This window comes from Sphingobium sp. B10D7B (assembly GCF_025961955.1).
In the GTDB taxonomy this organism is placed as follows: domain Bacteria; phylum Pseudomonadota; class Alphaproteobacteria; order Sphingomonadales; family Sphingomonadaceae; genus Sphingobium.
Genome location: NZ_JAOQOQ010000001.1, coordinates 3,495,609 through 3,518,956, shown reverse-complemented (window position 1 = coordinate 3,518,956; position 23,348 = coordinate 3,495,609). Strand labels below are relative to the sequence as shown.

Here is a 23,348-nt window from a genome sequence, read left to right as displayed (position 1 = left end):
TGTCGCCACAAGGCGGTTGACGCTGTCCCGGATCAGGGCTAATGGCCCGGCCTTCGCGCGCCTGCGGCTTCCGCCTGGCGAGTCGGGCCGCGCGCCCAAAAACAGTTTCGAGTTCGAGGAATTTCATGGCCAATACGCCGCAGGCAAAGAAGCGCATTCGTCGCAACGCACGTCGCGCCGAGATCAACGGTAGCCGCATGAGCCGCATCCGCACCCTCGTGAAGAAGGTGGAAGCAGCGGTCGCAGCGGGTGACAAGTCGGCGGCGCAGGCAGCCCTTTCCGCCGCACAGCCCGAGCTGTCGCGTGGCGTGGCCCGTGGCGTGCTCCACAAGAACACCGCCTCGCGCAAGTTCAGCCGCCTGACCAAGAGCGTCGCCGGCCTGGCCTGAGCGCTCTCGCGGATTTCAAGACAAGAACGGCGTCGGACTTTCCGGCGCCTTTTTTGTTGTCCGGACGAGCGGCTGGCCCCTCCCGTCCCTCATGATCAGCCGCGCCTCTCGCGGGCTCGTCAGTCCTGCCCGGCGATCTTGATCTTCTTCCCAAGCAGCGTGCGCACATAGATGCGCTGGACCATCACGAAGACCACCACCGTCAGCGGCGCAGCCAGCAGCATGCCCATGAAGCCGAACAGAAGCCCGGCCGCCACTACCGCGAAGAGCAGCACGGCGGGCGGCACGTCCACGGCTTGTTTCTGAATCATTGGCTGCAGGAAATTGCCCTGCAATTGTTGGATGACGAGGAACACCAGGGTGGTCCACAGGGCAGTCATCGGCGACACGGTAAAGGCCAGCAACACGGCCGGCACGCCCGCGATGATCGGGCCGATCATCGGGATCACATCCAGCAGGCCCGCAATGATGCCAAGGCCGCCTGCTGCGGGCACGCCCAACGCCGCAAGCCCGGCCCAGGTCAACGCCGCCACGACCACCGACGAGACAGCCTGTCCCATCATCCAGCCTCGCAAGCCGCGCACCGCATCATCGAGTGCCTCGCCGAGCGGGGATTCGGCCCGCTGGGGCATCAGCAAGATGAGGCCGCGCCGATAGACGGCGGGATCGCTGGCGATGAAGATGGCGCCGACGAACAGCAGCACCAGATTGGCGATGCCGTTGCCCGCCGTGAGCGCATAACCGCCGGCCTGAGACAGAAGGTTGGAAAGGTCGCCCTGACCCTGCTCGATCAGGTCGCGGGTGGCGTCGCCGAGACCAAACCGCTCCAGCAGCGCCTGCACCTGGTCGATGGCGGGCGGGATGCTGTCCCGGATGGTGTCGAACTCGCCCACGATCTGCGTGCCGAACAGCGTGAAAGCGCCGGTGATGACCGCCAGCAGCGTCACCACCGCAAGAGCCAGCCCAAGTCCGCGCGGCAGCTTGGGGATGCGGCAGATGACGCGGGTGATGGCATCGAGAATAGCCGCCAGCACCAGCGCTGCGAAGACCAGCAGCAGCAGGCCGGACATTTTGACGAACAGCCACGCGGTGCCCACGACCGCCAGAATGATCACGGTCGCCATGGCGATCCGCGCGCCCGGACCTTGCCGTTCGCGCGGCGCCGGATCCGCGTCGCGCTGCTGAACTGTCATGACATCCCCCTTATCGTTCGCCGCAGCTTAATGCTTAGCGATGCCTGTGCAATGTACCGTTGGGTTCCCGCTCACCAGCCGAAGCGCGACGCGCCGCTTGCCAAAGGGCCGGCCGAAACGGTCTGCAGGCGCCGGTAACGCGCTTCGATCAGGCTGAACATGCCAAAGCCGAGCAAGCCGATGGCAATCAGGATGTCCCAGGGGTTGGTCAGCCAAGCGAGCGCGTCCGACATGCCGCCGGCCTCGCTCGCCTGAGAATCCAGCCCCGCAGAGACCAGAAAGCCGCCGGTGATCAGGAAGATAATCCCACGCGCCGCATAGCCCAGTCGACCGGTCCATTGTGCCCAGGCCTTGCGTGCGACCTGCGATTCCAGATGCTTCAAGTAGCTGCCCTTGGCGGCCTTGAAGAGCTGATACAGCCCCGTGCCGATCAGGATCAGGCCGCCGATGATGAGCAGGATAAAGCCACCGGGCAGTTGGAGGGCGCTCTGTGCGCCTTCCTCCGTCCCGCCGCCCGAGCCACCGGAGGTGCCCTGCATCAACCGGATCGCCTGCCACGCCAGAAACAGGTGGATCAGGCCGCTCGCCGCCGCGCCCACGCGGCTGATCTTGCCCTTGGTATCATCATCATGCCGCTCGATGTTGAAGGCAGCGTCCGAAAGCCGCCAGAGCCCATAGCCGATCAATCCCGCCGCCATCAGGCCGAGGAGAATCATGCCGCCGCCATCGCCGACATACTCAAGCGCGCCCGACGGATCCTCGGCCCGCCCGGCCCGCAACACGAGAAAGGCAATGACGATGTATAGCGCGCCACGGGTCGCGAAGCCCGCGCGCGCGAGCATCGTCAGTCTGGCTCCGGTATCCATGTGCGCATCTCCCTGTTCACCGACGCTAACGATCAGGGCGCAGCGACGTTCCGCGCCGATGCGCCCTGATCGGATCAGGTCCGCTCGATCGGGAAAGGTCGCTCATGAGGGAGGCCTTGGACCATGCAACGGTCAGGCGGTGGTGGCGCGGTTGTCCATGGGTGACACGTCCACGGAATTGAAGGTCTTCTGGGAATGGCCGCCGACGAACACGCCGTCGATGGGCGAGATGTCCGAATAATCCCGGCCCATGCCGACGACGAGATGATCGCCATTGGCGAGCACGCCATTGGTGGGATCGATCCCCACCCAGCCGCGCAGGGGACCGCACCACAAGGCCACCCAGGCGTGCATCGCGTCCGCGCCGACCAGCCGCGCTTGCCCCGGCGGCGGATCGGTCCGCAGATAGCCGCTCACATAAGCCGCCGGCAAACCGGCGGCACGCAGCGCGACGATGAGGATGTGCGCGAAATCCTGGCAGACGCCGCGCCGGATGGAGAAGGCCTCGGCCACCGGCGTATCGGCTTCGGTTGCCTTGGTGTCGTAATGGAAGGTCGCCTGAATGTGCCGGGCCAGCGCCAGTGCCGCGCTCAGGCAGTCCGCATCGGGCGCCAGATGCGGCCGCGCCCAGGCGGCGATCTGCGGCACGAGCGGTAGCAAGCGGGATGGGAAGATATAGGTCACGGGGGACATCGGCCCGACATCCATGACGGCTAGCGCGGCCTGCGCCACCTCCGTCACGCTCATCTGGGCGCCAAGCAGATCCAGCTCGGCCTCGCTCACATCGGCAATGAAGGTGGAGCGCACTTCCAGCGAGGCCACCGGCTTGAGCATCTCGATGCGGGTGAGGTTGAACGGATAGGCCCCGACGCGCTCTTGGCGCACGTCGGGCACAGGATCGACGATGAGGCGATAGTCCCGCACCTGCTGACCCGGCCACGCGATGGGCGCGAGACGCAGATTGAAATGCGCCAGCCGCACGGGCGGATCATAATCGACGCGAATGATGTGGCTGACCCGATATCTCATCGCCTGTTATACATCCGCCTCATCTATGCCAGCCGCGTCATGCCGGAGGCGCGTGGCGCATCCTCGCCCTTGAGGAAGAAGCGATCATCGATCCGGTCGGAGAGATCGAGCAGCGCTGTCTCGATGACCTCCAGATCGCGCGCCGTGAGCATCTCGGCGGAGGCGGCGTGCAGGCGGGCGGAGAGCGCCAGGGCAAGTTGCACCGGCGGCTCGGGCATCCCGTCGTCGCGCAGCGTCGGCAAGGCGCGCAGATGATCGAGAATCGCATCGACCTGAAAAGCCAGCGAGCGCGGATTGCCCGGCTCCAGCAGCAGCATGTCGCGCACCGGCGCCAGCGCCAGACCGGACAGATAGCGGGTGCGATAGCTGATCTGGCAATCGCAAAGATCGAGCAACAGGTTGAGATCATGCCCATTGGCATCGTCACCGGCGAAGGTGCGCGCCAGCCGGCAAAGGTGGATGGCGCGTTCGAGCCGCCGACCCAGTTCGAGGAAACGCCAGCCGGCGCCGCGCACCATATTCTCGGCAGACAGGCCGGAGAGCGCCGCACAACGATCCAGCAGCCGCGCGACATGCGCCATGAGCTGGGATTCGCGCGCTTCGCTCACCCGGTCGATCTGGCGGCTGAGCAAGCGCCAGAAATCCACCGCCAGCCGCTCGCGCAGGCCCCGGCCAATCGCTTCGGCCGCCTCGAACAGGGATTGGACGCTACCCGGCATCTCCGGATCGCTGAGTGCATGGACGCAAAGCTTGCCGGTGCCTTCACCCAGCTTGTCCTTGCGGGCGCTGCCCCAGGCGACCAGCGTATCGGCCACGCGGCCCAGCGTCGGGCGGTCGAGCGCGGAAGCCGCCTCCCCCTCGATGCTGCCGCCGATCAGCACGCGGATCATGCGCAGCACCATTTCGCCACGTTCCAGATATCGCGCGAGCCAAAAGAAGTTATCCGCCGCCTTACTGGGCAGCGTGCCCGCGACCCGGCGAATGGCGACCGGCGCACCGCTGTCGAGCGTGACCACTGCCGTCTGCGGTTCATCGGCGACAATGCAGACGTCGGCGGACATGTCGCCCTGCCCCATCAGCACCGCCCGCATGTCGTCATGGGCTGCAAGCCGCGCAAACCCGCCCGGCATTGCGCGCCACTGGCCATGCGCATCGCGGGCGAGGAAGGCGCGCAGGATGAACGGGCGCGGCAGCAGCACGCCATCGACCAGCGCCGGCGTGGTGGACAGTTGCACCAGTTCCTGCCCGATATAATCCATCGGGCGCTGCTGCAGCTCGGCGAGGAACGCGGCATTCTCGGCAGGGCTGAGGCGCGAGGCCAGGCGCGCGCGGCCATGGGGGATCGCCGGCACCGGCAAGCCGAAGGCAGAGCCGATGGCCAGCCGGTCCGCCTGCTCGCGGACATGGGCGCGCTCCTTCGCTTGCCCGCACCACCATGTCGCAACATTGGGAATGCGCAGCGGCTCGCCGAGCAACTTGCGGCAGAGGCGCGGCAGGAAGGCCGCGAGTGCCGGCGTCTCCAGCACCCCGGCGCCGGGCCAGTTGGCGATGACAAGGCCGCCATGGCGCATCGCCTCGAAAATATCCGGCACGCCGATGGTCGAGCGCGAATCGAACGCCAGCGGATCGAGCAGGTCCGTGCCCATCCGCCGCCACAGCCCATCAACCCGCTTCACGCCCTCGACGGTGCGGACGTAAAGCTGCCCGTCGCGCACGGTGAGGTCTTGCCCCTCGACCAGCAGGATGCCGAGATAGCGCGCGAGGTGCGCCTGCTCGGCATAGCTCTGATTGTAACGCCCCTGCGTGAGCAGCGCGATGCGCGGATCGGGCCGGGCACAGATGTCGGCGAGGCCCTGCCGGAAATCGGAGAAGAAGGGCGCCAGTCGCACGAAATTGACGATGCCGAGCGCGTCATCCGTCGCGCGCGTCATCGCGAGGCGGTTTTCCAGCGCATAGCCGGCGCCGACCGGCGTGCGGACATAATCGGCGAGCACCCGCCATTCGCCATCCGGCCCGCGCGCCAGATCGACCGCGTAAAATTGCAGCCGGTGGCCGCGCGGCGGCGGCAGGCCGCGCATCTGCCGCCAATAATCCGGCGCACCGGCCACGATCGCCGCCGGCAGCTCGCCGCTGGCGACAAGGCTGCATTCGCCGTAGAGATCGTCCAGCACCCGTTCGAGCAGATCGGCTCGCTGCGCCAGACCCGCCTCGATGCCCTGCCACTGCGTCGCGTGGATCAGCATCGGCACGGGACTGAGCGGCCAGACGCGCTCCTCGACCTCGCCGGTCAGGCGGAAGGCCATGCCGAGATCGACGACCTGCTGGTCGGCCCGAGCCTGCAGACCGGCGAAGCCGCCCCGCGCGGCGCTGGCAATGGCACCGAACATCGCTTCCCAGCGATGCGCCATGGCAGGATCGCCCTGCGCCGCGAGCATGAGGTCACCGCGCCCGGCTTCCCGCGCATAGCGCGCGAGGGCCTGGCCGATGTCCTCTTCCCCGGCAGTCATGGCAAGCGACGCATTCAAAGGGTCGCGGGCCGTCGCAGATCGAGCGTCAATGGAAATTCCCCCGTTTTCTCATCCGGCGGCAGCGCCATGGAGCCCGGCGTATGGCCATGGTCCTGGAACCGCGCCTTGCGCCGCGCCTCGGCCTCATAGGCATTCACCGGCACGTCGTCATAATTGCGTCCGCCCGGATGCGCCACATGATAGACGCAGCCACCCAGCGACCGACCGCTCCACGCGTCGAACACGTCGAAGGTCAGCGGCGCATTGACCGGCAGGCGCGGGTGGAGACAGTCCGAGGGAGCCCAGGCCTTGTACCGCACGCCGCCCACGGCCTCGCCTGCCACGCCGGTGGGTGCCAGTGGCACGCGGCGGCCGTTGCAGGCGACGACATGCCGCCCCTCGACCAGCCCTGAAACGCGCACCTGCAGCCGCTCCGTGGAGCTGTCCACATAGCGCACGGTCCCGCCGATTGCGCCGGTTTCGCCGAGCACATGCCAGGGCTCCAGCGCATGGGAAATCTCCAGGTCCAGCCCGCCGGCCCGCACCGCCCCATGGACCGGGAAACGGAACTGCTTCTGAGCCTCGAACCAGTTGGGATCGAAATCATAGCCGGCCCGGCGGAGGTCGCCGAGCACATCGAGAAAATCCTCCCAGACGAAATGGGGCAGCATGAAGCGATCGTGCAGGCGGGTGCCCCAGCGCACGAGATTGCCCTCCTGCGGCGCACGCCAGAACCAGGCGGTGAGCGCGCGCAGCAGCAATTGCTGGGCCAGGCTCATCCGCGCATCCGGCGGCATCTCGAAGCCTCGGAACTCGACCAGCCCCAGCCGCCCGGTCGGCCCATCGGGCGAGAACATCTTGTCGATGCAGATCTCGGTGCGGTGCGTGTTGCCGGTCACGTCAACCAGCAGGTTGCGGAACAGCCGGTCGACCAGCCAGGGCGGCGGCGTGGCGCCTTCCCCCGGTTTCGGCACCTGCGCCAGCGCCACCTCCAGCTCGTACAGCCCGTCATGCCGCGCCTCGTCGATGCGGGGTGCCTGGCTGGTGGGGCCAATGAACAGGCCGGAGAAGAGATAGCTGAGCGAAGGATGGCGCTGCCAGTAGAGCACGAAGCTCTTGAGCAGGTCCGGCCGGCGGATGAACGGCGAATCGGTGAGGCTCGGCCCGCCGAGCACGAGATGATTGCCGCCACCCGTCCCCACCGCGCGCCCGTCGACCATGAACTTGTCGGCCGTGAGCTTGAGCGCTCGCGCAACATCGTAGAGCGTTTCGGTCAGCTCGACCGTCTCGCCCCATGTCGCGACCGGCTGCACATTGACCTCGATGACGCCGGGATCGGGCGTGATCTTGAGCACCTGCAGGCGCGGATCGGGCGGGGGGGCGTAGCCTTCAATCCGCACTTCGACGCGCATGGCGCAGGCTGCGGCCTCCACATGCGCGATCAGCTCCAGATAATCCTCCAATTCGCGCACCGGCGGCAGGAAGACGGAGAGATAATGTGCCTTGGGCTCGACGGTGATCGCGGTGCGCACCGCGCCCTCGATGATCTCCTGCTCCACCCACTCCTGCGCTGCCGCGCCGCCGGCCTCCGCGCGGGAGGCAACCATCTGCTCGCGCACATCCGGCCGGTGCGCCCGCTCCGCACGCTGGATATGATAGTCCGCCAGCGGCTCGCGGGGTTCGCTCGTGTCGCGCGGGTGGATGTAGGGGAAGTCGGCCGGCGGCACGAAGGGCAGCGAGCCCAGCGGCAAGCGGTAGCCCAGCGAGCTGTCGCCCGGCACGGCATGGAGCTTGCCCCGGCGCACCGCCCAGACCTCGCTCTGCCAGCGTGGCTTGGTTTGCGCAGCCTGCCAGCGCTGGATGGGCAAGGCGTAGCCGACGGGCTCGACCAGCCCCATCGCAAACGCCTTCTTCATCCGCTCGCGCGCCTCGACATCGCTGAGCCTGTTATCGTCTGGCGTCACATTGACGGGCAAATCTTCCGCTTTGCGCGCCCACTCCTGCTCATCCTCATAAACCGGGGCGACATAATCGGGCTGAACCTCAAGGCCTGCGGCGATAGTCGCCAGAAAGCGCGCGGCAAGCGCCGGCGTCGCGATCGGCTTGCCCTCGGCCTCTTCCCGCGCGATCAGCATCGGGTCGCGCCACACCGGCACGCCATCCTTGCGCCAGTAGACCGCATAGGCCCAGCGCGGCAGGCTCTCGCCGGGATACCATTTGCCCTGACCGTGGTGGAGCATCCCGCCCGGCGCGAATTTCTCCCGCAGCGCTCGCACGAGCTTGTCCGCATAGCCCTGCTTGGTCGGGCCGACGGCGCCGCCGTTCCACTCATCCTCCTGCCCGCCATTCTCGGCGACGAAGGTCGGCTCGCCGCCGGTGGTCAGCCGCACATCCTGCGCGACGAGGTCGGCGTCCACCTGCTCGCCCAGCGCCTGCACGGCGGCCCAGCGCTCATCGGTGAACGGCTTGGTGATCCGCACCGCCTCGGCAATGCGCGAGACGCGCATCTCGAAGCGGAAGTCCACTTCCGCCGGCTCGGCCAGCCCCTCAATGGGCGAAGCCGAGCGATAATGGGGCGATGCACAGAGCGGGATATGCCCCTCGCCGGCGAACATGCCGGAAGTGGCATCCAGCGCGATCCAGCCGGCGCCCGGCACATAGACTTCCGCCCAGGCATGGAGATCGACCACGTCGCGCGTCACGCCCTTGGGGCCTTCCACCGGCTCGACATCCGCAACGAGCTGGATCGAATAGCCCGAGACGAACCGCGCCGCGAAGCCCAGCCGCCGCACCAGTTGCACCAGCAGCCAGGCGCTATCCCGGCAAGAGCCGGTGCCGATCTGCAGGGTCTCTTCCGGGGTCTGCACCCCGGTTTCCATGCGGATGACATAGCCGATGCGCTGTTCGAGCTGGCGATTGATCTCCACCAGAAAATCGATGGTGCGGCCCTGATGGCCTGCGTGCTGCGCCACCAGCGCCTCGAACAGCGGCCCCTGCGCCTCGACCTCGAAATAGGCGGCCAGATCCGTCTTCAGCGCCTCGTCATAAGCGAACGGATATTCCTCGGCATAAGGCTCGACGAAGAAATCGAACGGATTGATGACGTCGAGATCGGCGAGCAGATCCACTTCCACCACGAAACGGTCGACCGGATCGGGAAAGACGAGCCGCGCCTGCCAATTGCCGTGCGGGTCCTGCTGCCAATTGATGAAATGGCCCTCCGGCTCGATCCGCAGGGCATAGTTCGGCACCTTGGTGCGGCTATGCGGCGCGGGTCGAAGCCGGATGATCTGCGGCCCGAGACGGATCGGCCTGCTGTAGTGATAGGCCGTGCGATGATAGACTGCAGCTTTGAGCATCCGCGCAGTGAATGCGAATATTGTGCAATGCGCAATAGACAATGCGCGCCCGGTGGGCCAACGGCTCGGCCCGGCCTTTCCAAAACGTTAAGAAACGGCGGTCAGGGATTGCACGAGCAGGACGGCGCGCAAGCCGGGCGCAACAGAGGAAGGCATGGCGGAACAGGATTTCAGGCGACAGGAGTATATTTCCGGGGCGCTTATCGATTGGGAGCGGCGCGGCGCGGACCATGGCGTCATCCTGACGCTGCATATCGCCGAAAGCGGCATGCGCGGCGGCCATCACCGGGTGTCGACGGCACTCAACGACCGCCAGTTGCGCGCGCTGACCCGCGATCTCATGCGGGCAGCTCGTGCGCGTGGCCTCAGCATCGAATCGCGCACGCCGCTGCGCACGCGAATCTGGCGACGCCTCAAGTCGATCGTGAACTGAGCGGCGGTCAGCCCGCCCGGTCGATCAGCTTGCGAAATGCGTCGAGGAAGCTGCGGAAAAAATCCTCCGTCTTCTTGTCCGTCAGCCGGCCGTCATCCTCGAACAGCTTGGCCGCGTTGCCGACATAGGCCTCGGGCTGCTGGAGGATCGGCGTATCCTGAAACACCAGCATCTGGCGCAGATGATGATTGGCGCCGAACCCGCCCAGCGCTCCGGGCGAGACGGTCATGATCGCCGCGGGCTTACCCATCCACACGCTCTGGCCATAGGGCCGCGAGCCAACGTCGATGGCGTTTTTGAGCACGCCCGGCACCGAGCGGTTATATTCGGGCGTGACGAACAGCAACGCGTCGGCCGGGGCGATCTCCTTGCGAAAGCGCGTCCAAGCTGCCGGCGGACTGTCGGTCTCCGCATCTTCATCATAATGCGGCAAATCGCCGATCTCCACGATCCGCAGCGCCATATCGTCATCGGCGAGGCGCGCCAGCTCCAGCGCCGCCTTGCGGTTATACGAGTCCTTGCGCAGACTGCCCACGATTACCGCGACATCGATCTTCCCGCTCATCACTGACCCTTTCATCTGGTTGCTATCCGGCGCGGTCGAGGCGCAGCCGTCTCAGCTTCCTGAACGGCCCGACGAGGCACGCGTTCCCTGACACCTTCCCTGCAACCTGCGCCTGCCGACCGGGAATCGCAACCGAACCGTTGCTCAAGCATTTCATCGCCCGGAACAAACAAAAGGAAGACGATCATGAAACAGCGCGGCACATTGATTCTGCTGCTCGGCGCGGCCCTCGCACTCCAGGCTTGCGCGACTGTCAAAGGCGCCGGCAAGGACATTGAATCGGTTGGTCAGGCCGGGCAGGAAGTGATCGACGGCAACTAAGCGAGAGTGACACGGGCGGCCTTGATAAGGCCGCCCGATCCTTCAAGAGCCCGCCCGCCGACTGCCAACGTCCCCAGCATCACAATTTGACCGCGGCATTGCCCCCATCCGCCCACAGCGCCGAGCCAGTGACAAAGCTCGCCATGTCGCTGGCCAGAAATAGCGCCGCCTGCGCGATTTCTTCTGGTTGTGCGATCCGCTTCATCGCGTGAAGACTAGCCGCCCAGGCCTGCTGATCGGCATCGCCTGCCATCCCTGTCGCTGTCCCGCCCGGTAGCAGAGCGTTGGCGCGGATGCCCTGCGCGCCATAATCTGCCGTAATGCCGCGCACGAGGCCAAGCAGCCCGGCCTTCGCCGCCCCATAAGCCGACATGCCCGGCAAGCCGACGCTGTTGCCCACGAAGCTGCCGGTGAAGACAAGCGCGCCGCCGCCTTGATCGAGCATGGCGGGAATCTGCGCGCGGGCGCCGAGGAAAGCCGCCGTCAGGTTGACCGCCAGCACCTGCGACCAATCCTCCGGCGTGAGATCTGCCAACGGCTGCATCGTCCCGACAAGCCCGGCATTGTTGAACGCGATATGCAGCCCCCCGAAGGTCTCACAGGCGACCGCAACGGCTCGGCGGTGCGTCTCCTCCTCGCGCACGTCGCCCGCGACAATGGCCGCACGACCACCCTGCGCTCTGATGGACTCGGCCACGCTCTCAAGCGCCGCCTCGCGTCGGGAAACCAGCACGAGGGCCGCGCCCTGTTGCGCGAACAGCAGCGCAGCGGCGCGCCCGATCCCCGAACTCGCGCCAGTGATGATGGCGACTTTGCGATCCAGTAATGTCATGATCCAGCTCCATAAGTGGAGCCGGTCAGCTAGACGCGCGGCCGGAAGGACGCGTCCCGTTTCTTGTGGTCAAACCCCTCCCGCGCGGCTCAGTCCTGCGCGGAAGGCTCGTCCCCATAATACAGCTCGCCGATGCGGATTTCCTCACGGCCTTGGCTCACCCGGTGCGCATTGGTATCCCGCAGCGAGAAGACGCAGCCGCAATATTCCTGCTGATAGAAGCGCTCGCGCTTGCTGATCTCGATCATCCGAGCCGCGCCGCCGCCCTTGCGCCAGTTGAACGTCCAATATTTGATGTCGGGATAATGCGCCGCCGCGCGCTCCCCGCAATCGTTGATCTGGTTCATGTTCTTCCAGCGCGAGATACCGAGCGAGGAGGTGATGACCGGGAAGCCATGCTCATGCGCGTAGAGCGCCGTGCGCTCGAACCGCATGTCGAAGCACATCGTGCAACGCGCGCCCCGCTCGGGCTCATTCTCCATGCCCTTGGCGCGCTTGAACCAGTTCACCGTGTCATAGTCGGCATCGACAAAGGGGATATTATGCTGCTCGGCAAAGCGGATATTCTCCTCCTTGCGCAGCAGATATTCCTCCTTGGGGTGGATGTTCGGATTGTAGAAGAAGATGGTGTAGTCGATGCCGCTCGCGGTCATCGCTTCCATCACCTCGCCCGAGCAGGGCGCGCAACAGCTGTGCAGCAGCACCTTCTTCTCGCCATCGGGCGGCGTGATGACCGGGCGTTCGTAATCGAGGCTATTGGGGTTCGTCATGGCGCGCGCCCATAGCAGATCGCCGCGTGCGCGTCACCTATGAGCGACTTCAGCAGCGCGTGCCCGCCCCTAAAAGGTCGAGGTCGTGGCACCGCCGTCGATGGTGAGGCTCTGCCCCGTGGTGTAGTTGGCAAACTCGCTGCAGAACATCGCCACGAAAGCCCCGACATCGCCCGCATTGCCGAAGCGCCCGCTGGCGATCCGCCAGTCTCGCACGAACTCGGCGACCTCATCCTCATAGGTTGTGCCCTTGGCCTTCGCGCGGGCATTGAACTGGTCCTCGACTGTCGCGGTGTGGTGCATGCCCGGCAGCAGGTTGTTGATGACGACATTGTGCTTGGCTACCACCTTCGAGACGGCGACGCTGTAGTTCACCAGCGCCGCCCGCGTGCTGCCCGAGAGCGCCCGGATTTCGCCAGGATATTTCGCCGCCACCGTGGCGATATTCACCACCCGGCCCCATCGGCGCTCCACCATGCCATCGAGCACCCGGCGCATGAATTCGATAGGCGAGAGCAGCGAAATTTCGATGGCGCTCTGCCATTGTTCGTCCGTGATCGCGCGATAGTCCGGCGTCATCGGCGGGGGCGCGCAGGTGCCGACGAGAATGTCCGGCTCCGGGCAGGCCGCCAGAATGCGCTCGCGCCCCTCGGCGCTGGCATGATCGGCGACGATTGGCAGGACCCGCGCGCCGGTCTCATCGGCAATCTCCTGCGCCGCGCGCATCAGCCGGTCCTCGCCCCGCGCCGAGATGAACAGGTCCACGCCCTCGCGGGCCAGCGCCATCGCCGCGCTCTTGCCCATGCCGGCGCTGGCGCCGTTGACGATCGCCTTGCGGCCCCTGATGCCCAGATCCATGGCTTGCCTCTCCTGTATTCTTCGTTCGGCGCCAGCCTAGCGTCGGCGAGCAGCAGACACCACCACCCTCCGTCATTCCCGCGGACGCGGGAATCTAGGAGCGCGATGGAAATTCGGCTCGGTCCTGGATTCCCGCGTTCGCGGGAATGACGAACGGAAATGTCGTATCCCTCTTATCCCAAAGGCCGCCCACTTGCCGTTTCCGCCGGCATCGCTTGCGTCACGTCCCAATGCTCCACGATCAGCCCGTCCTCGATGCGGAAGATGTTCATGACCGCACTGCCGCCATCCTCCGGCCCCATCCGTCCGATGATCTGCACGGTGGCATAGTCGCCATCCACCAGCACCCGCCGGACCTGAATCTCCGTGCCCGGTTTGGAGAAGACCGGCTCCAGCCATTTGAGCGCATTTTCGCGGCCATCGGCAATGATCGGATTGTGCTGGATATAATCCTCATGGACATATCGCTCAAAGGCTCGGCGGGGATCGCGCTGTTCATAGAGGATCGTCACGAAGTCGATCATCAACGCCCGGTTGCGCGCCGTCAGCGCGACATGATCGGCGCTCCCGGCCTGTGCCGGATCGACGACCGCGCCCTGCGCGATCGCCCGATCCACCGGAAACAGCCCTGCAGAGGACTCCGCCATGTTCAGAGCACCGCCCAATAGTTGAACACGGACTTGGTCTTCTGCCGGTCTGTCTTGCCGATGAACACGGTCCGGCTGAGCCAGCCATGCGGCCCTTCCGGTGCATCGAACTGCGGCGTCACCCGCATATAATATTCGGAGGGGTCGACGGGCTCATAATTCTGCAGGCGATCCAGCACTTCCTTGGGTCCATGGCGCACGCCGGTGTTGCGCAGTTGGATCAGCGTGCCGTCATCGGCCTCGATCAGGTAACGCGCATTGAAGTCGCAGGTCTGGTCCGGACGGATGCTGGGCCAGTCCCCGCCGGTGTGGGGCACGATGCGCCCGTTGAGGCGCGGGCCGGTGATGCGGCCGCCGAGCACGCCCACATAGCCGCGCTCCAGCCCGTCCGTGGTCGGGCCGTAGCGAAAGCGGGGGCTCAGATCGATCTCGATGGTGAAGACATATTCCAGTTCAGGCGGCTGCATACCGGTTCCTTGCATGTGGGTGTGAACGGAGGGGGTGGCGGCGCTCAGGCGAACGGCGGCGGCTTGGCGTTGACCTTGCCGGAAACGAAATCGTCCTCGTCCGTCACCATGCGGACGCCATGGGTTTCGTATCGCAGCATCGAGGTGGCGAGGAAGCCGATGACGGCAAAGGCGGCGAGCGTGAGGAAGCCGGGCGTGATCGCGGCTTCCGTTGCCTGCGGCGAGAGCAGATTGCCGCTGCCGGCGATCAGCGCGAGAATGATCGGCCCGAGCAGCTTTCCGAAGCCGCTGACCATCTGGACGAGGCCGCCGCCCAGCCCGGCGAGGCGGACCGGGAACAATTCCGTTCCGTAAGGCGAGCTGTTGGAGGCCCCGCCATCGTAGAATAGCGATCCGCACATCAGGCACAGCAGGAAGACCGGCACGCCGGCCACGAAATAAGGGTGCAGGAAGGCCGCCGCGCTGATCGTCACCGCCGTGCCGAACAGGCAGATAAGCGCGGAGCGCCAGCGACCGATGAAATGCGGGGTGACCGTCCACAGCGCCCGACCGGCGATGCCTGCGATGCTCACGAACACGAAATAGGCAGCCGCCTCGGCCGGCTGGATCTTGAGCAGCATGGTGAGCACCGTTGGGCCCCACAAGGCCACGCCGAAGCCCGCGATGCCGAGCCCCGAGCTGGTCGCCACGATCAGCCAGAAGCGACCTGGATACAAGGCGATGTCGCGCAGGCGCGCGCGGCGCACTTCCTTGGGCACGCGCGGCAGCGGGATCTGGTCTTTGGGCAGATCAACATATTTGGCGAGCACATCATGCGCTTCGGTCGCGCGGCCCTGGGAGACCAGCCAGCGGACCGATTCCGGCACCAGGAAGTAGAGTGCGAAGGCGATGACGAGCGGGAAGAAACCGAGCAGGGCGAGGCCGCGCCAGCCGATGGTCGGCAGGAAATTGGCGACCAGCAACGAGGCCAGCAACACCCCGCCGGGCGCGATCAGGCCGCTCGCACTTGCGATCATGGTGCGCCAGCGCGTCGGCGCGATCTCTATCAGCAAGGTGATCTGCGTGCCGCCATAGCCCACCCCGACGATGAAGCGCAGGAGCGCGAACAGCACCCAGCTCCCGTCCGGCACGAAGGCCGCGCAGCCGGCCGCCAACGAATAGAGCACGATGCCGGAAATCAGCGCCGGCTTGCGCCCGTAACGATCCGCGAACCAGGCGAAGGGTAGCGCACCCACCAATTGACCCACGCCCGCCGAGAGCAGCACGATAGAGACCTGGCCGAAGGTGAGGTTCCATTCCGGCCCGATGACGCTGACCAGAAAGCCGATGATGTAGAAATCGAAAAACTCGAACAGGCCCTGCGTCATCAACAGGACGACGAGCAGCCAGTAGCGCGGCTTGAGCCGGGCCGATTCGAAAATGTCGATGCCATCCTGCTCGGGCAGGGCCGTCGCTGCGCCGGTCATACGCGACCACCCGCGTCCGAGGCCGGGCAGACAAGGATGCTCATCCTCAGGGGACGCCTCTCCACATCTCTCGAGAGCGATACCCTTCCGAACAGTGAGAATATATCATCCATCTCGCTCATGCTCTCATCAGTTGGCCGTGGTGATGCGGGAGTAGATCGGGGTTTCCGGCGGCGCTCCGGCCTGCTGACGGGCATATGCCTTGCTCTGCAGATCGATCAGATGGGCGTGGATCGCCTGCACGTCGGCGCGCGTCAGCAGATCGTCCCAGCGCGGCATTCCGTTGGGCAGCAGCAGCCCTTCCAGCACGATCTGCTCGAACGCCTGATGCGCGCCCTCGCTCATGCGGGTCAGGCTCGGCAGCGGCGCGCGCGGCATGTTGGAATGGCAGATCGAACAATTCTTTGAGAAGAGCACCCGTCCCTTCGCCAACCGATCGGCATCGGTGCCGGAGATCTGCACGGGCGGGGCCGGGATCGGCCCCTCCGGCGGGACGTCCGGCGGGATCGGCACTGGTCCGCCATCCAGCCGAAAGACCAGGATGCGATTGGCGTTCCCCTTGGCATAGGCGGCGGAATAATCGGGGACCAAGCCCCAGCCGCCCCCGCCCCAGCCGGTCTGCACCGCGATATATTGCACGCCCTTCACCCGGTAGGTCATGGGGGCGGCAAGGATCGAGCGACCGGTGTCGATCGTGCGCAGCACCTTGCCGGTATCGGAATCCAGGATGACCAGCTTACCCGACAGCGTGCCGAAGATGGTGAGGCCGCTCTGCGTCGCGAGTACGCCACTGCGGTCCTGCCAGCCGTCCTCGCGCGGATAGCTCCAGATCGTCCTGCCGGTCACCGGATCAACGGCGCGCACATCGGCCGCCCAGGGCTTATCCTTCACCCATTGCCATTGCGGCAGATCGGTGATGGTCTTCTGCACATCCTTGGGCAGACCGGGGAGCGCCGCTTCCAGAAAGGGCGTGAAGATCGATTCCGTGCCCGCGTTCAGCGCCAGCTTGCGCCGCGGCATCGTCAGATTGGCGTGCGGCACCATGATGAGATTGCCCATGTCGAGAAAATGGGCGACGTACATCTTGCGCTGCGGATCATAAGCCGCGCCATACCAGTTGCGTGCACCGGGCGGGGCCGGGAAGACCAGCTTGGGACCCGCATTGATGTCCGAATATTCGGGCGTGGCGATCGGCTTGCCGGTCTTGAGGTCCCAGCCCGAAGCCCAGCTTGTGCGCACCATCCTGTGCACAGCGAGCGGCTTGCCCGTCTCCCGGTCCAGCATGAAGAAGAAGCCGTTCTTGGGCGTGTGCAGCAGCACGGGGCGCTCGGCGCCGTTCACGGCCATGCGCGTCAGGATCATCGGCTGGACGGAGGTGAAATCCCAGTTGTCGCCCGGCGTTTCCTGAAAATGCCATTTCATCGCGCCCGTCTTGCGGTCGAGCGCGACCAGCGAACTCAGGTAGAGATTATCCCCGCCGCCCGGCGAACGGATTGCCTGCGCATAAGGTCCGCCATTGCCGACGCCGATGATGACCTGATCGAATTCAGAATCGTAGGTGATCGCATCCCATGCCGTGCCGCCGCCGCCGATATCCCAGCGACTTTTCGGGTTCCAGGTCTTGAGCGCCGCCTCCAGCGCCTTGCTTTCCTGCGGCCCCAGCGCGGGGTCGCGCGGTATGGTGTAGAAGCGCCAGACCTCCTTGCCGGTGCGGATGTCGAACGCGATGACATAGCCGCGCGTGTCATATTCCGCACCGGCATTGCCGATGATGACGAGGTCGCCCGCCACTTCCGGCGCGCCGGTGCTGGTATAGGCCCGACTGCGATCGAGAAAACTGTCCGCCTTCCAGACGACCGCGCCGGTCTTCTGGTCGAGCGCATAGAGCCATCCGTCGAGCGCGGCGACGAACAGTTTGCCGTCCGCCACCGCCACGCCGCGATTGGCCTGATCGCAACAGGCGTAGCGATTGACCTGCATGTCGACCTCGGGCGAGAAGGCCCAGAGTTGCCGGCCCGTTGCCGCGTCCAGCGCATAGGCCCGGCCGAGATTGCCCGACGTATACATCACCCCGTCGATGACGACCGGCGTCGCTTCCTGCACGCGGGTGGTGCCGAGATCATACTCCCAGGCGAGGCCGAGCCTACCCACATTGGTCTTGTCGACATCGGTGAGGCGGGAATAGCGACTTTCCGCCCAATCCCCGCCCGGATTGTCCCAATCGTCGCCCGCACCGAACGGAGGCGGTCCCGCCATGCTGCCGGGTGGCGCGTTCGAGCAGGCCGCCAGCAGGGCAAGGCCCAGCATGGCGCCAAGCAGGCTCGACACACCGGAAGGCCGCACGGCAGGACGCCCGGACACTGCTCAACCCATCTGCGTGACGGGGTTCACATATTCGGCGGCGCGGTCCTCCATGCACTCGTTCCATATCTTGCGGAAGGTGAAGAGCCACTTGCCATCGACGCGGCGCAACTCATCTTCATAATGGCCATAGCCGCCCACATAGGGCGTGCGCAGGCGGGTATCGTTGTCGATCTCGAACCAGAAGGAGCGGCTCCAGGCCTTGTCTCCTTCCACCTTCACGGTGATGTTGGTGATGAAGTGGCGCAGCCGCGGCGGGCGGGTCGGCTCCTCGCCCTTGCCGCGCCCCGAGAAGTAAGTGCGCATGCCCTTGCACTCCTCGCGGATCGCCTCGCGCCCGCGCACGATGCCACCGGCCCAATCCAGTACGCCTTCCTCGGCGAAGGTGCCGGCGTAACCATCCGGGTCCTGCCAATCGAGCGCGAACAGATAGCGCGCCTGCAGATCCTCGATTTCCGCGCGGTCGTCAGCGAAACTGGCCATGAACGTTCCTCTCCTCAGGTCTCAAATCTTGTCTTGGGCGCCGGAACTGGGGTCAGCCCCTAGCGCCGCCAGGGTGTCAGCGCCTTGCGGGTATCGTCCCAATGCTCGACCACCTTGCCATCGGCGATGCGGAACATGTCGAAGGCTTCGCCGGAGTAGGTCTCGCCGGGATTGTGCGGATCGGGCTGCGGCTGGGTCCAGATCACCACCACATAGTCGCCCTGCGCGATGGCCTTCTTCAGCGTCTTCTTGCCGGGGGGGATCATTGCGGGCGGGGGGTTGCGGATCAGCGAGATCAGCTCCAGCACGCCCTCGCGGCCCTGCCGCACATTGGGATTATGCTGGATGTAATCCTCATCGATGTATTTCATTACCGCATCGGGATCGGCGCGATTGATGACGCCATCCCACATTGCCAGCACCATCTCGATATTGGCCTGCTCGCGCCTGCGCTCGTGATTGATCCCGAGCCACCAGCTGATCGCGGCAGTCACGCCCACCAGCAGGAGGGCACCGAGCATTAGCGATATCTTCATCCTCTCACCTCTTCCCGACCCATGATCGTCCGATCCGGCGTCGCCGGCCCGTCGCGCACGCGCCGGACCGAATCGCACCCTCTCCGCACGGTCGCCTCGTTTAGGCCGATGGCCCGACTCGGCGATCCGCATTTCCCCGCTCAACCGCTCCGCAACGAAATGGGAAACGGCAATTTTTTCTCATTGAACGGAACCAGCTTGCACTGAATGAACAAATTTGCAAGTTTCATCTCACGATTGCTAGACGATTCAGGAAAGAGTCGCGGCAGGAGCTTGGTTCACAGGAGAGGACAATGCTGCATCCCGGCTGCATCCGCGTGTCTCAGCGCGCCTTTCGATCACGGAAGGCGATGCGATGAGCGATCCGTGCTCCACCGCGCGCACAGGCGGCGCGTCACGGCTGCCACACATGGCCTTCTCGCGGCGCGGCCTGCTCGGCGCTGGCGTCGGATTGATCGCCGCGCCCTCGCTCGCCGCCATCGGCACCGTCGGTGAGCGGCCCATTGTTTCGACATCGGCCGGCAAGGTGCAGGGCATCACCGAGGGCGCGGTTTATGCGTTCAAGGGCATTCCCTATGGCGAGCCGACGGGGGGCGCCGCACGTTTCCTCCCGCCTGTCCCACGCAAGCCCTGGAGCGATGTGCGCGACGCCTCGCGCTACGGGCCGCGCTGCCCGCAGCATGGCTTTCTCGGCGGTCCCGACACGCCCACGCATTCCGAAGACTGCCTCGTCGCCAATGTCTGGACCGGCTCGCTGACCGGCAGCAAGCCGGTGATGGTCTGGGTCCATGGCGGCGGCTGGGAAGTCGGTGGCTCGGACGATCCCGTCAGCAATGGCGCCTGGCTGGCGCGCAATCATGACGTCGTGATGGTCTCGATCAACCACCGCCTCAACGTCCATGGCTATCTCAATCTCTCGGAAGCGGGCGATGAGCGTTATGCGCTCTCCGGCAATGCCGGCGCGCTCGACATTGCGCTGGCCCTTGCCTGGGTCCGTGAGAATATCGGCCAGTTCGGCGGCGATCCCGGCCGCGTGATGATTTTCGGCCATTCCGGGGGCGGCCGCAAAATCAATGCGATGATGACGATGCCGGCGGCTTCGGGCCTGTTCCACCGCGCCATCTCGCAGAGCGGCCCCGGCATCCGGCTCGACTCGCGCGAGGTCTCGCTCGACCGCGCCGACCGCCTCCTGCACAAGCTCGGCATCCGCAAGGGCGGGCTTCGCCGGCTGGCGGACGTGCCGACCCGCACGCTCACCGCCACCGGCATCGAGGTGCGCAACGAGACCGGCCAGTTCCGTCCCTTCGTGGACGGGCTGAGCGTGGTCCAGCACCCATTCCTGCCGCACGCGCCGCTGCTCAGCGCCGACGTGCCGATGATGCTCGGCACCACGATCGAGGAAACGACGATCTTCCTCGGCCATGTACCTTCTTACGATACCATGAGCGATGCGCGGGTGCTGGAGGAATCGCTGCGGTTCTTCCCGCCTGGCGAGGCGCCCAAGGCCATCGAGATCTGGCGGGGCATGTTCCCCGACCATAGCAACACCCGGCTGTTCGCACGGCTGACCACCGACCGGTCCTATCTGCTCGACGCGACGATCCAGGCCGAAAGCAAGGCCGCGCTCGGGCGGGCGCCGGCCTATCTCTATCTGGTCGACTGGCCGACCGACACCGGCAGCCTGCACGGCGTTTCGCCTCACGGTATCGAGCTGGCCTTCACCTTCGGCAATATCGAGGCGCACTCCGGCGTCGGCACGGTGACGCCCGAGGCCGATGCGTTGCGCGCCGCCATGTCCGGCGCGTGGACGTCCTTCGCGCGGACCGGCCGGCCGGACAATCCGCACATGCCGGTGTGGCTGCCCTACGAAACCTCGCTGCGGGCCACGATGCGCTTCGGCAAGACCGTTCGGCTCGAATCCGATCCGCTGGCCGCGCAGCGCAGCTACATGGCGCGCTTCGGCTCCGAGCAGCTCGGCGAACGCGAACCGCGCCCGCCCGGGCCTTGGATACGCTGATGAGGAGGGGCCGCTAATGAGTAGATCGCTAACGCCCGAGCGCCAGCCGCCCGCGCTCGATTTCGCCTTCGAGATCGAGATCGAGCTGACCAAGCGCTATCGCTACGGCCCCACCTTCTGGGGTGCCGAGCGCGGCTTTGTGGGCGTGGAAAGCGGCATCGTACGCGGCCCGCGCCTGAATGGGATCGTCGTCCCGCACAGCGGCGGCGACTGGCCGACCATCCGCACCGACCACACCGTCAAGTTCGAGGCGCGCTATCTGATCCAGGCGGATGACGGCACAATCATCGAGCTGCAGAACCGCGGCGTGCGGCATGGCAACAAGGATGTGCTGGCCCGGCTCCAGAATTACGAGGCCGTCGACCCGACGGACTATTATGCCGGCGCCAGCCCAGTCTTCGATGCACCGGAAGGCCCGCATGACTGGCTCTGCCGCACGATGTTCGTCGGCAAGATCGATCGCCGCGCCGACCGCGCGGTGTTCTCCTATTGGGCGGTGCTGTGATCGCGCGGCGATCCCTCACAGCTTTCAAGACCCTCGCTCTGGCGGGCCTGCTCGGCAGCGCCTCGGCTGCGCTCGCTGCCAATGGAACGCCGGCCTTTGCCGATCGCTGCGCAGCGGCCCGCGCCCTCCTCCCCGCCAACGTGACGCTCACCACACTCGAAACGGCGGCGCCCGCTTCGCACTGGCAGAGTCCCACCTCGCCGACATCGCCGAAAGGCGAAGCGGTGCGAGCGGACTTCTGCCGATTGGCCGGCATGATCGACGGCGACATCGGCTTCGAGCTCTGGCTTCCCCGCGACTGGAATCGGCGCTTCCTCGGCACCGGCGTCGGCGGCGAGGCGGGCTATTATAACTATGCCGACATGGCGCGCGGCGTGGAGCAAGGCTTTGCCGCTGCCTCCAGCGATACCGGGCACCGCCAGGGCGAGCGCTGGATCGACGATGCCCGCAAGTCGGAAATCTATGCCCATCTCGCCTATCACCGGCTGACGCAAGTCTCCAAGGCGATCATCGATGGTTTTTACGGCGCGCCGGCCGCGCACGCCTATTTTCTCGGTTGCTCCGGCGGGGGACGGCAGGGCCTGCGCGAGCTACAGCTCTACCCCGGCGATTATGACGGCGCGCTCATCGGCGCGCCGGGTCTGGACGTGCCCCTGCTCGCCGCCCGGCTGCTGCATGTGCATCTGGCCCAGACGCAGAACGACGGCGTCGCCATCAGCGCGGCGGACTGGGATCTGGTCTCCCGCCGCGCCATTGCGCGCTGCGACGCGAATGACGGCGCGGCCGACGGCATTATCGACGATCCGCGCAGCTGCGCTTTCCGCGTCGAGGAGCTCGCCTGCAAGCCGGGCCAGTCTAAAGACTGCCTTGCGCCCGCCACGGTCAAAACCATCGCGAACATCGTCGCCCCGCTCACCGACAGCACCGGCAAGACCCATGATTTCGGTCTGCTGCCCGGCATCACGGCCCGCCCCGGCGGCCTGCCACCGCTGCCTGTCCAGATGTTCGGCCATGCGCGTCACAGTGCAGGCCGGGGCGACGCCGGCTGGGACCCGGCCAGCTTCGATCTTGCCGCCGATCTCGCGGCCGCCCGGAAAAGCTTCGCGACCATGGATGCCCGCAGCGCGGACATGCGGGCCTTCGCGGCGCGCGGGGGCAAGCTGATCCTCTATCATGGCTGGGCCGATGCATCCGTGCAGCCACTCTCCACGCTCGATCTCTTCGCGCGCATGGGCGCAGAGGCGGAGCAGGACCGCGACGCCTTCGCCCGGCTCTACATGGTGCCGGGCATGCAGCACTGCCGGGGCGGGGCCGGCACCGACCGCTTCGGCGGATCGGAAGACCGCAGCGCGACCGGCAAGCCCGAGAGTGATCTGCTCGCGGCGCTGGTGGCATGGGTGGAGCAAGGCGCCGCGCCCGGCGCGATCCTCGCCCGGCATGCGGACGCGGACGGGACCGTGACGACGGTCCGCCCGCTCTGCGCATGGCCCGGACAAGCATCACACTCCAAGGGCGCCCAGACCGGTCCAGCCGCCGATCTGCGCTGCGACAGCCATGCGCGGGGAGGCACGTAACGACACTCGCGACACCCTATGGCTCGTCGCCTGAGCGACTCTACCGCAGGGTGCGCGCCAGACATTGAAGAAGGAGGGGAAGAAGGGGGAGTAGGGCCCGATCCGGTTCACACAATCGCGCAGATACAGCCGCGAAGCCAGACCGCAGCGACCGGGCCACGACAGTTTTC

Annotated in this window: 21 protein-coding genes; 6 read left to right on the top strand and 15 right to left on the bottom strand. The window is 66.1% G+C overall.

The genetic code is table 11. From position 1 onward, the window contains the following. Positions 1-125 precede the first annotated feature (125 nt). Entirely contained in the window at positions 126-389 is a 264-nt protein-coding gene (rpsT, locus tag M2331_RS16585) for a 30S ribosomal protein S20 (protein ID WP_181558404.1), read from the top strand. A 119-nt stretch (positions 390-508) separates the two neighbouring features. Here the strand turns inward: rpsT and M2331_RS16580 are convergent, their stop codons facing one another. The 5 genes from M2331_RS16580 to M2331_RS16560 all read right to left on the bottom strand — a co-directional run bounded on the left by M2331_RS16580 (position 509) and on the right by M2331_RS16560 (position 9,343). Next, the gene (locus tag M2331_RS16580; protein WP_181558403.1) at positions 509-1,582 is read right to left on the bottom strand and encodes an AI-2E family transporter; all 1,074 of its coding nucleotides are present in this window, start codon (positions 1,580-1,582) and stop codon (positions 509-511) included. A gap of 71 nt (positions 1,583-1,653) precedes the next feature. Next, positions 1,654-2,448 (bottom strand): DUF1206 domain-containing protein, encoded by a 795-nt coding sequence (locus M2331_RS16575; RefSeq protein WP_181558402.1) that lies wholly within the window; start codon positions 2,446-2,448, stop codon positions 1,654-1,656. A gap of 132 nt (positions 2,449-2,580) precedes the next feature. Further along, on the bottom strand, positions 2,581-3,477 hold the full coding sequence (locus M2331_RS16570) for a transglutaminase family protein (protein ID WP_181558401.1): 897 nt from the start codon (positions 3,475-3,477) through the stop codon (positions 2,581-2,583). A gap of 23 nt (positions 3,478-3,500) precedes the next feature. Next, complete coding sequence (locus M2331_RS16565) at positions 3,501-5,984, bottom strand: circularly permuted type 2 ATP-grasp protein (RefSeq protein WP_181558400.1); 2,484 nt, start codon at positions 5,982-5,984, stop codon at positions 3,501-3,503. Between the two features lie 14 nt (positions 5,985-5,998). After that, positions 5,999-9,343 carry a DUF2126 domain-containing protein gene (locus M2331_RS16560; protein ID WP_181558399.1) on the bottom strand — a complete coding sequence of 1,115 codons (3,345 nt, stop codon included), beginning with the start codon at positions 9,341-9,343 and terminating at the stop codon, positions 5,999-6,001. 154 nt (positions 9,344-9,497) lie between these two features. Between M2331_RS16560 and M2331_RS16555 the strand changes: the two genes are divergently transcribed. Continuing rightward, a complete protein-coding gene (locus tag M2331_RS16555) occupies positions 9,498-9,776 on the top strand; it encodes a hypothetical protein (RefSeq protein ID WP_181558398.1) in 279 nt (92 codons plus the stop codon). Positions 9,777-9,783: 7 nt separating this feature from the next. Here M2331_RS16555 and M2331_RS16550 read toward each other — a convergent pair whose 3' ends face one another. Then, positions 9,784-10,341 (bottom strand): NADPH-dependent FMN reductase, encoded by a 558-nt coding sequence (locus M2331_RS16550; protein ID WP_181558397.1) that lies wholly within the window; start codon positions 10,339-10,341, stop codon positions 9,784-9,786. Positions 10,342-10,527: 186 nt separating this feature from the next. Here M2331_RS16550 and M2331_RS16545 point away from each other — a divergent pair, with 186 nt between their 5' ends. Continuing rightward, positions 10,528-10,662 (top strand): entericidin A/B family lipoprotein, encoded by a 135-nt coding sequence (locus M2331_RS16545; RefSeq protein ID WP_181558396.1) that lies wholly within the window; start codon positions 10,528-10,530, stop codon positions 10,660-10,662. 79 nt (positions 10,663-10,741) lie between these two features. Here M2331_RS16545 and M2331_RS16540 read toward each other — a convergent pair whose 3' ends face one another. From M2331_RS16540 to M2331_RS16500, 9 genes are all read right to left on the bottom strand, one after another. Then, a complete protein-coding gene (locus M2331_RS16540; protein WP_181558395.1) occupies positions 10,742-11,494 on the bottom strand; it encodes an SDR family oxidoreductase in 753 nt (250 codons plus the stop codon). Between the two features lie 89 nt (positions 11,495-11,583). After that, positions 11,584-12,264 (bottom strand): epoxyqueuosine reductase QueH, encoded by a 681-nt coding sequence (locus tag M2331_RS16535; protein WP_181558394.1) that lies wholly within the window; start codon positions 12,262-12,264, stop codon positions 11,584-11,586. Positions 12,265-12,333: 69 nt separating this feature from the next. Then, complete coding sequence (locus M2331_RS16530) at positions 12,334-13,122, bottom strand: SDR family oxidoreductase (protein WP_181558393.1); 789 nt, start codon at positions 13,120-13,122, stop codon at positions 12,334-12,336. Positions 13,123-13,295: 173 nt separating this feature from the next. Continuing rightward, positions 13,296-13,769, bottom strand: coding sequence for a nuclear transport factor 2 family protein (locus tag M2331_RS16525; protein ID WP_181558392.1), 474 nt, complete (start codon positions 13,767-13,769; stop codon positions 13,296-13,298). Between the two features lie 2 nt (positions 13,770-13,771). After that, the gene (locus M2331_RS16520) at positions 13,772-14,236 is read right to left on the bottom strand and encodes a DUF3237 domain-containing protein (RefSeq protein ID WP_181558391.1); all 465 of its coding nucleotides are present in this window, start codon (positions 14,234-14,236) and stop codon (positions 13,772-13,774) included. Between the two features lie 44 nt (positions 14,237-14,280). Beyond that, positions 14,281-15,702, bottom strand: coding sequence for an MFS transporter (locus tag M2331_RS16515; RefSeq protein ID WP_181558390.1), 1,422 nt, complete (start codon positions 15,700-15,702; stop codon positions 14,281-14,283). A gap of 129 nt (positions 15,703-15,831) precedes the next feature. After that, positions 15,832-18,063 (bottom strand): PQQ-dependent dehydrogenase, methanol/ethanol family, encoded by a 2,232-nt coding sequence (locus M2331_RS16510; RefSeq protein WP_264592429.1) that lies wholly within the window; start codon positions 18,061-18,063, stop codon positions 15,832-15,834. Between the two features lie 3 nt (positions 18,064-18,066). Further along, on the bottom strand, positions 18,067-18,546 hold the full coding sequence (locus M2331_RS16505) for a nuclear transport factor 2 family protein (protein WP_181558389.1): 480 nt from the start codon (positions 18,544-18,546) through the stop codon (positions 18,067-18,069). A 59-nt stretch (positions 18,547-18,605) separates the two neighbouring features. Beyond that, on the bottom strand, positions 18,606-19,082 hold the full coding sequence (locus M2331_RS16500) for a nuclear transport factor 2 family protein (protein WP_181558388.1): 477 nt from the start codon (positions 19,080-19,082) through the stop codon (positions 18,606-18,608). Between the two features lie 355 nt (positions 19,083-19,437). Between M2331_RS16500 and M2331_RS16495 the strand changes: the two genes are divergently transcribed. Genes M2331_RS16495 through M2331_RS16485 form a run of 3 tightly spaced genes read left to right on the top strand, consistent with a single transcriptional unit; the run spans position 19,438 to position 23,178 of the window. Then, positions 19,438-21,099 (top strand): carboxylesterase/lipase family protein, encoded by a 1,662-nt coding sequence (locus tag M2331_RS16495; RefSeq protein WP_181558387.1) that lies wholly within the window; start codon positions 19,438-19,440, stop codon positions 21,097-21,099. Positions 21,100-21,115: 16 nt separating this feature from the next. Further along, positions 21,116-21,604, top strand: a complete 489-nt coding sequence (locus M2331_RS16490) for a DUF3237 domain-containing protein (RefSeq protein WP_181558386.1) — start codon at positions 21,116-21,118, stop codon at positions 21,602-21,604. Beyond that, positions 21,601-23,178, top strand: a complete 1,578-nt coding sequence (locus M2331_RS16485) for a tannase/feruloyl esterase family alpha/beta hydrolase (protein ID WP_181558385.1) — start codon at positions 21,601-21,603, stop codon at positions 23,176-23,178. Before M2331_RS16490 ends, M2331_RS16485 begins: the two co-directional genes overlap by 4 nt. The last annotated feature ends 170 nt before the right edge of the window (positions 23,179-23,348 follow it).

Coding starts and splice junctions, on each gene's coding strand:
- rpsT (WP_181558404.1), top strand. CDS start 126: ATGGCCAATACGCCGCAGGCAAAGAAGCGCATTCGTCGCAACGCACGT.
- M2331_RS16580 (WP_181558403.1), bottom strand. CDS start 1,582: ATGACAGTTCAGCAGCGCGACGCGGATCCGGCGCCGCGCGAACGGCAA.
- M2331_RS16575 (WP_181558402.1), bottom strand. CDS start 2,448: ATGGATACCGGAGCCAGACTGACGATGCTCGCGCGCGCGGGCTTCGCG.
- M2331_RS16570 (WP_181558401.1), bottom strand. CDS start 3,477: ATGAGATATCGGGTCAGCCACATCATTCGCGTCGATTATGATCCGCCC.
- M2331_RS16565 (WP_181558400.1), bottom strand. CDS start 5,984: ATGACTGCCGGGGAAGAGGACATCGGCCAGGCCCTCGCGCGCTATGCG.
- M2331_RS16560 (WP_181558399.1), bottom strand. CDS start 9,343: ATGCTCAAAGCTGCAGTCTATCATCGCACGGCCTATCACTACAGCAGG.
- M2331_RS16555 (WP_181558398.1), top strand. CDS start 9,498: ATGGCGGAACAGGATTTCAGGCGACAGGAGTATATTTCCGGGGCGCTT.
- M2331_RS16550 (WP_181558397.1), bottom strand. CDS start 10,341: ATGAGCGGGAAGATCGATGTCGCGGTAATCGTGGGCAGTCTGCGCAAG.
- M2331_RS16545 (WP_181558396.1), top strand. CDS start 10,528: ATGAAACAGCGCGGCACATTGATTCTGCTGCTCGGCGCGGCCCTCGCA.
- M2331_RS16540 (WP_181558395.1), bottom strand. CDS start 11,494: ATGACATTACTGGATCGCAAAGTCGCCATCATCACTGGCGCGAGTTCG.
- M2331_RS16535 (WP_181558394.1), bottom strand. CDS start 12,264: ATGACGAACCCCAATAGCCTCGATTACGAACGCCCGGTCATCACGCCG.
- M2331_RS16530 (WP_181558393.1), bottom strand. CDS start 13,122: ATGGATCTGGGCATCAGGGGCCGCAAGGCGATCGTCAACGGCGCCAGC.
- M2331_RS16525 (WP_181558392.1), bottom strand. CDS start 13,769: ATGGCGGAGTCCTCTGCAGGGCTGTTTCCGGTGGATCGGGCGATCGCG.
- M2331_RS16520 (WP_181558391.1), bottom strand. CDS start 14,236: ATGCAGCCGCCTGAACTGGAATATGTCTTCACCATCGAGATCGATCTG.
- M2331_RS16515 (WP_181558390.1), bottom strand. CDS start 15,702: ATGACCGGCGCAGCGACGGCCCTGCCCGAGCAGGATGGCATCGACATT.
- M2331_RS16505 (WP_181558389.1), bottom strand. CDS start 18,546: ATGGCCAGTTTCGCTGACGACCGCGCGGAAATCGAGGATCTGCAGGCG.
- M2331_RS16500 (WP_181558388.1), bottom strand. CDS start 19,082: ATGAAGATATCGCTAATGCTCGGTGCCCTCCTGCTGGTGGGCGTGACT.
- M2331_RS16495 (WP_181558387.1), top strand. CDS start 19,438: ATGAGCGATCCGTGCTCCACCGCGCGCACAGGCGGCGCGTCACGGCTG.
- M2331_RS16490 (WP_181558386.1), top strand. CDS start 21,116: ATGAGTAGATCGCTAACGCCCGAGCGCCAGCCGCCCGCGCTCGATTTC.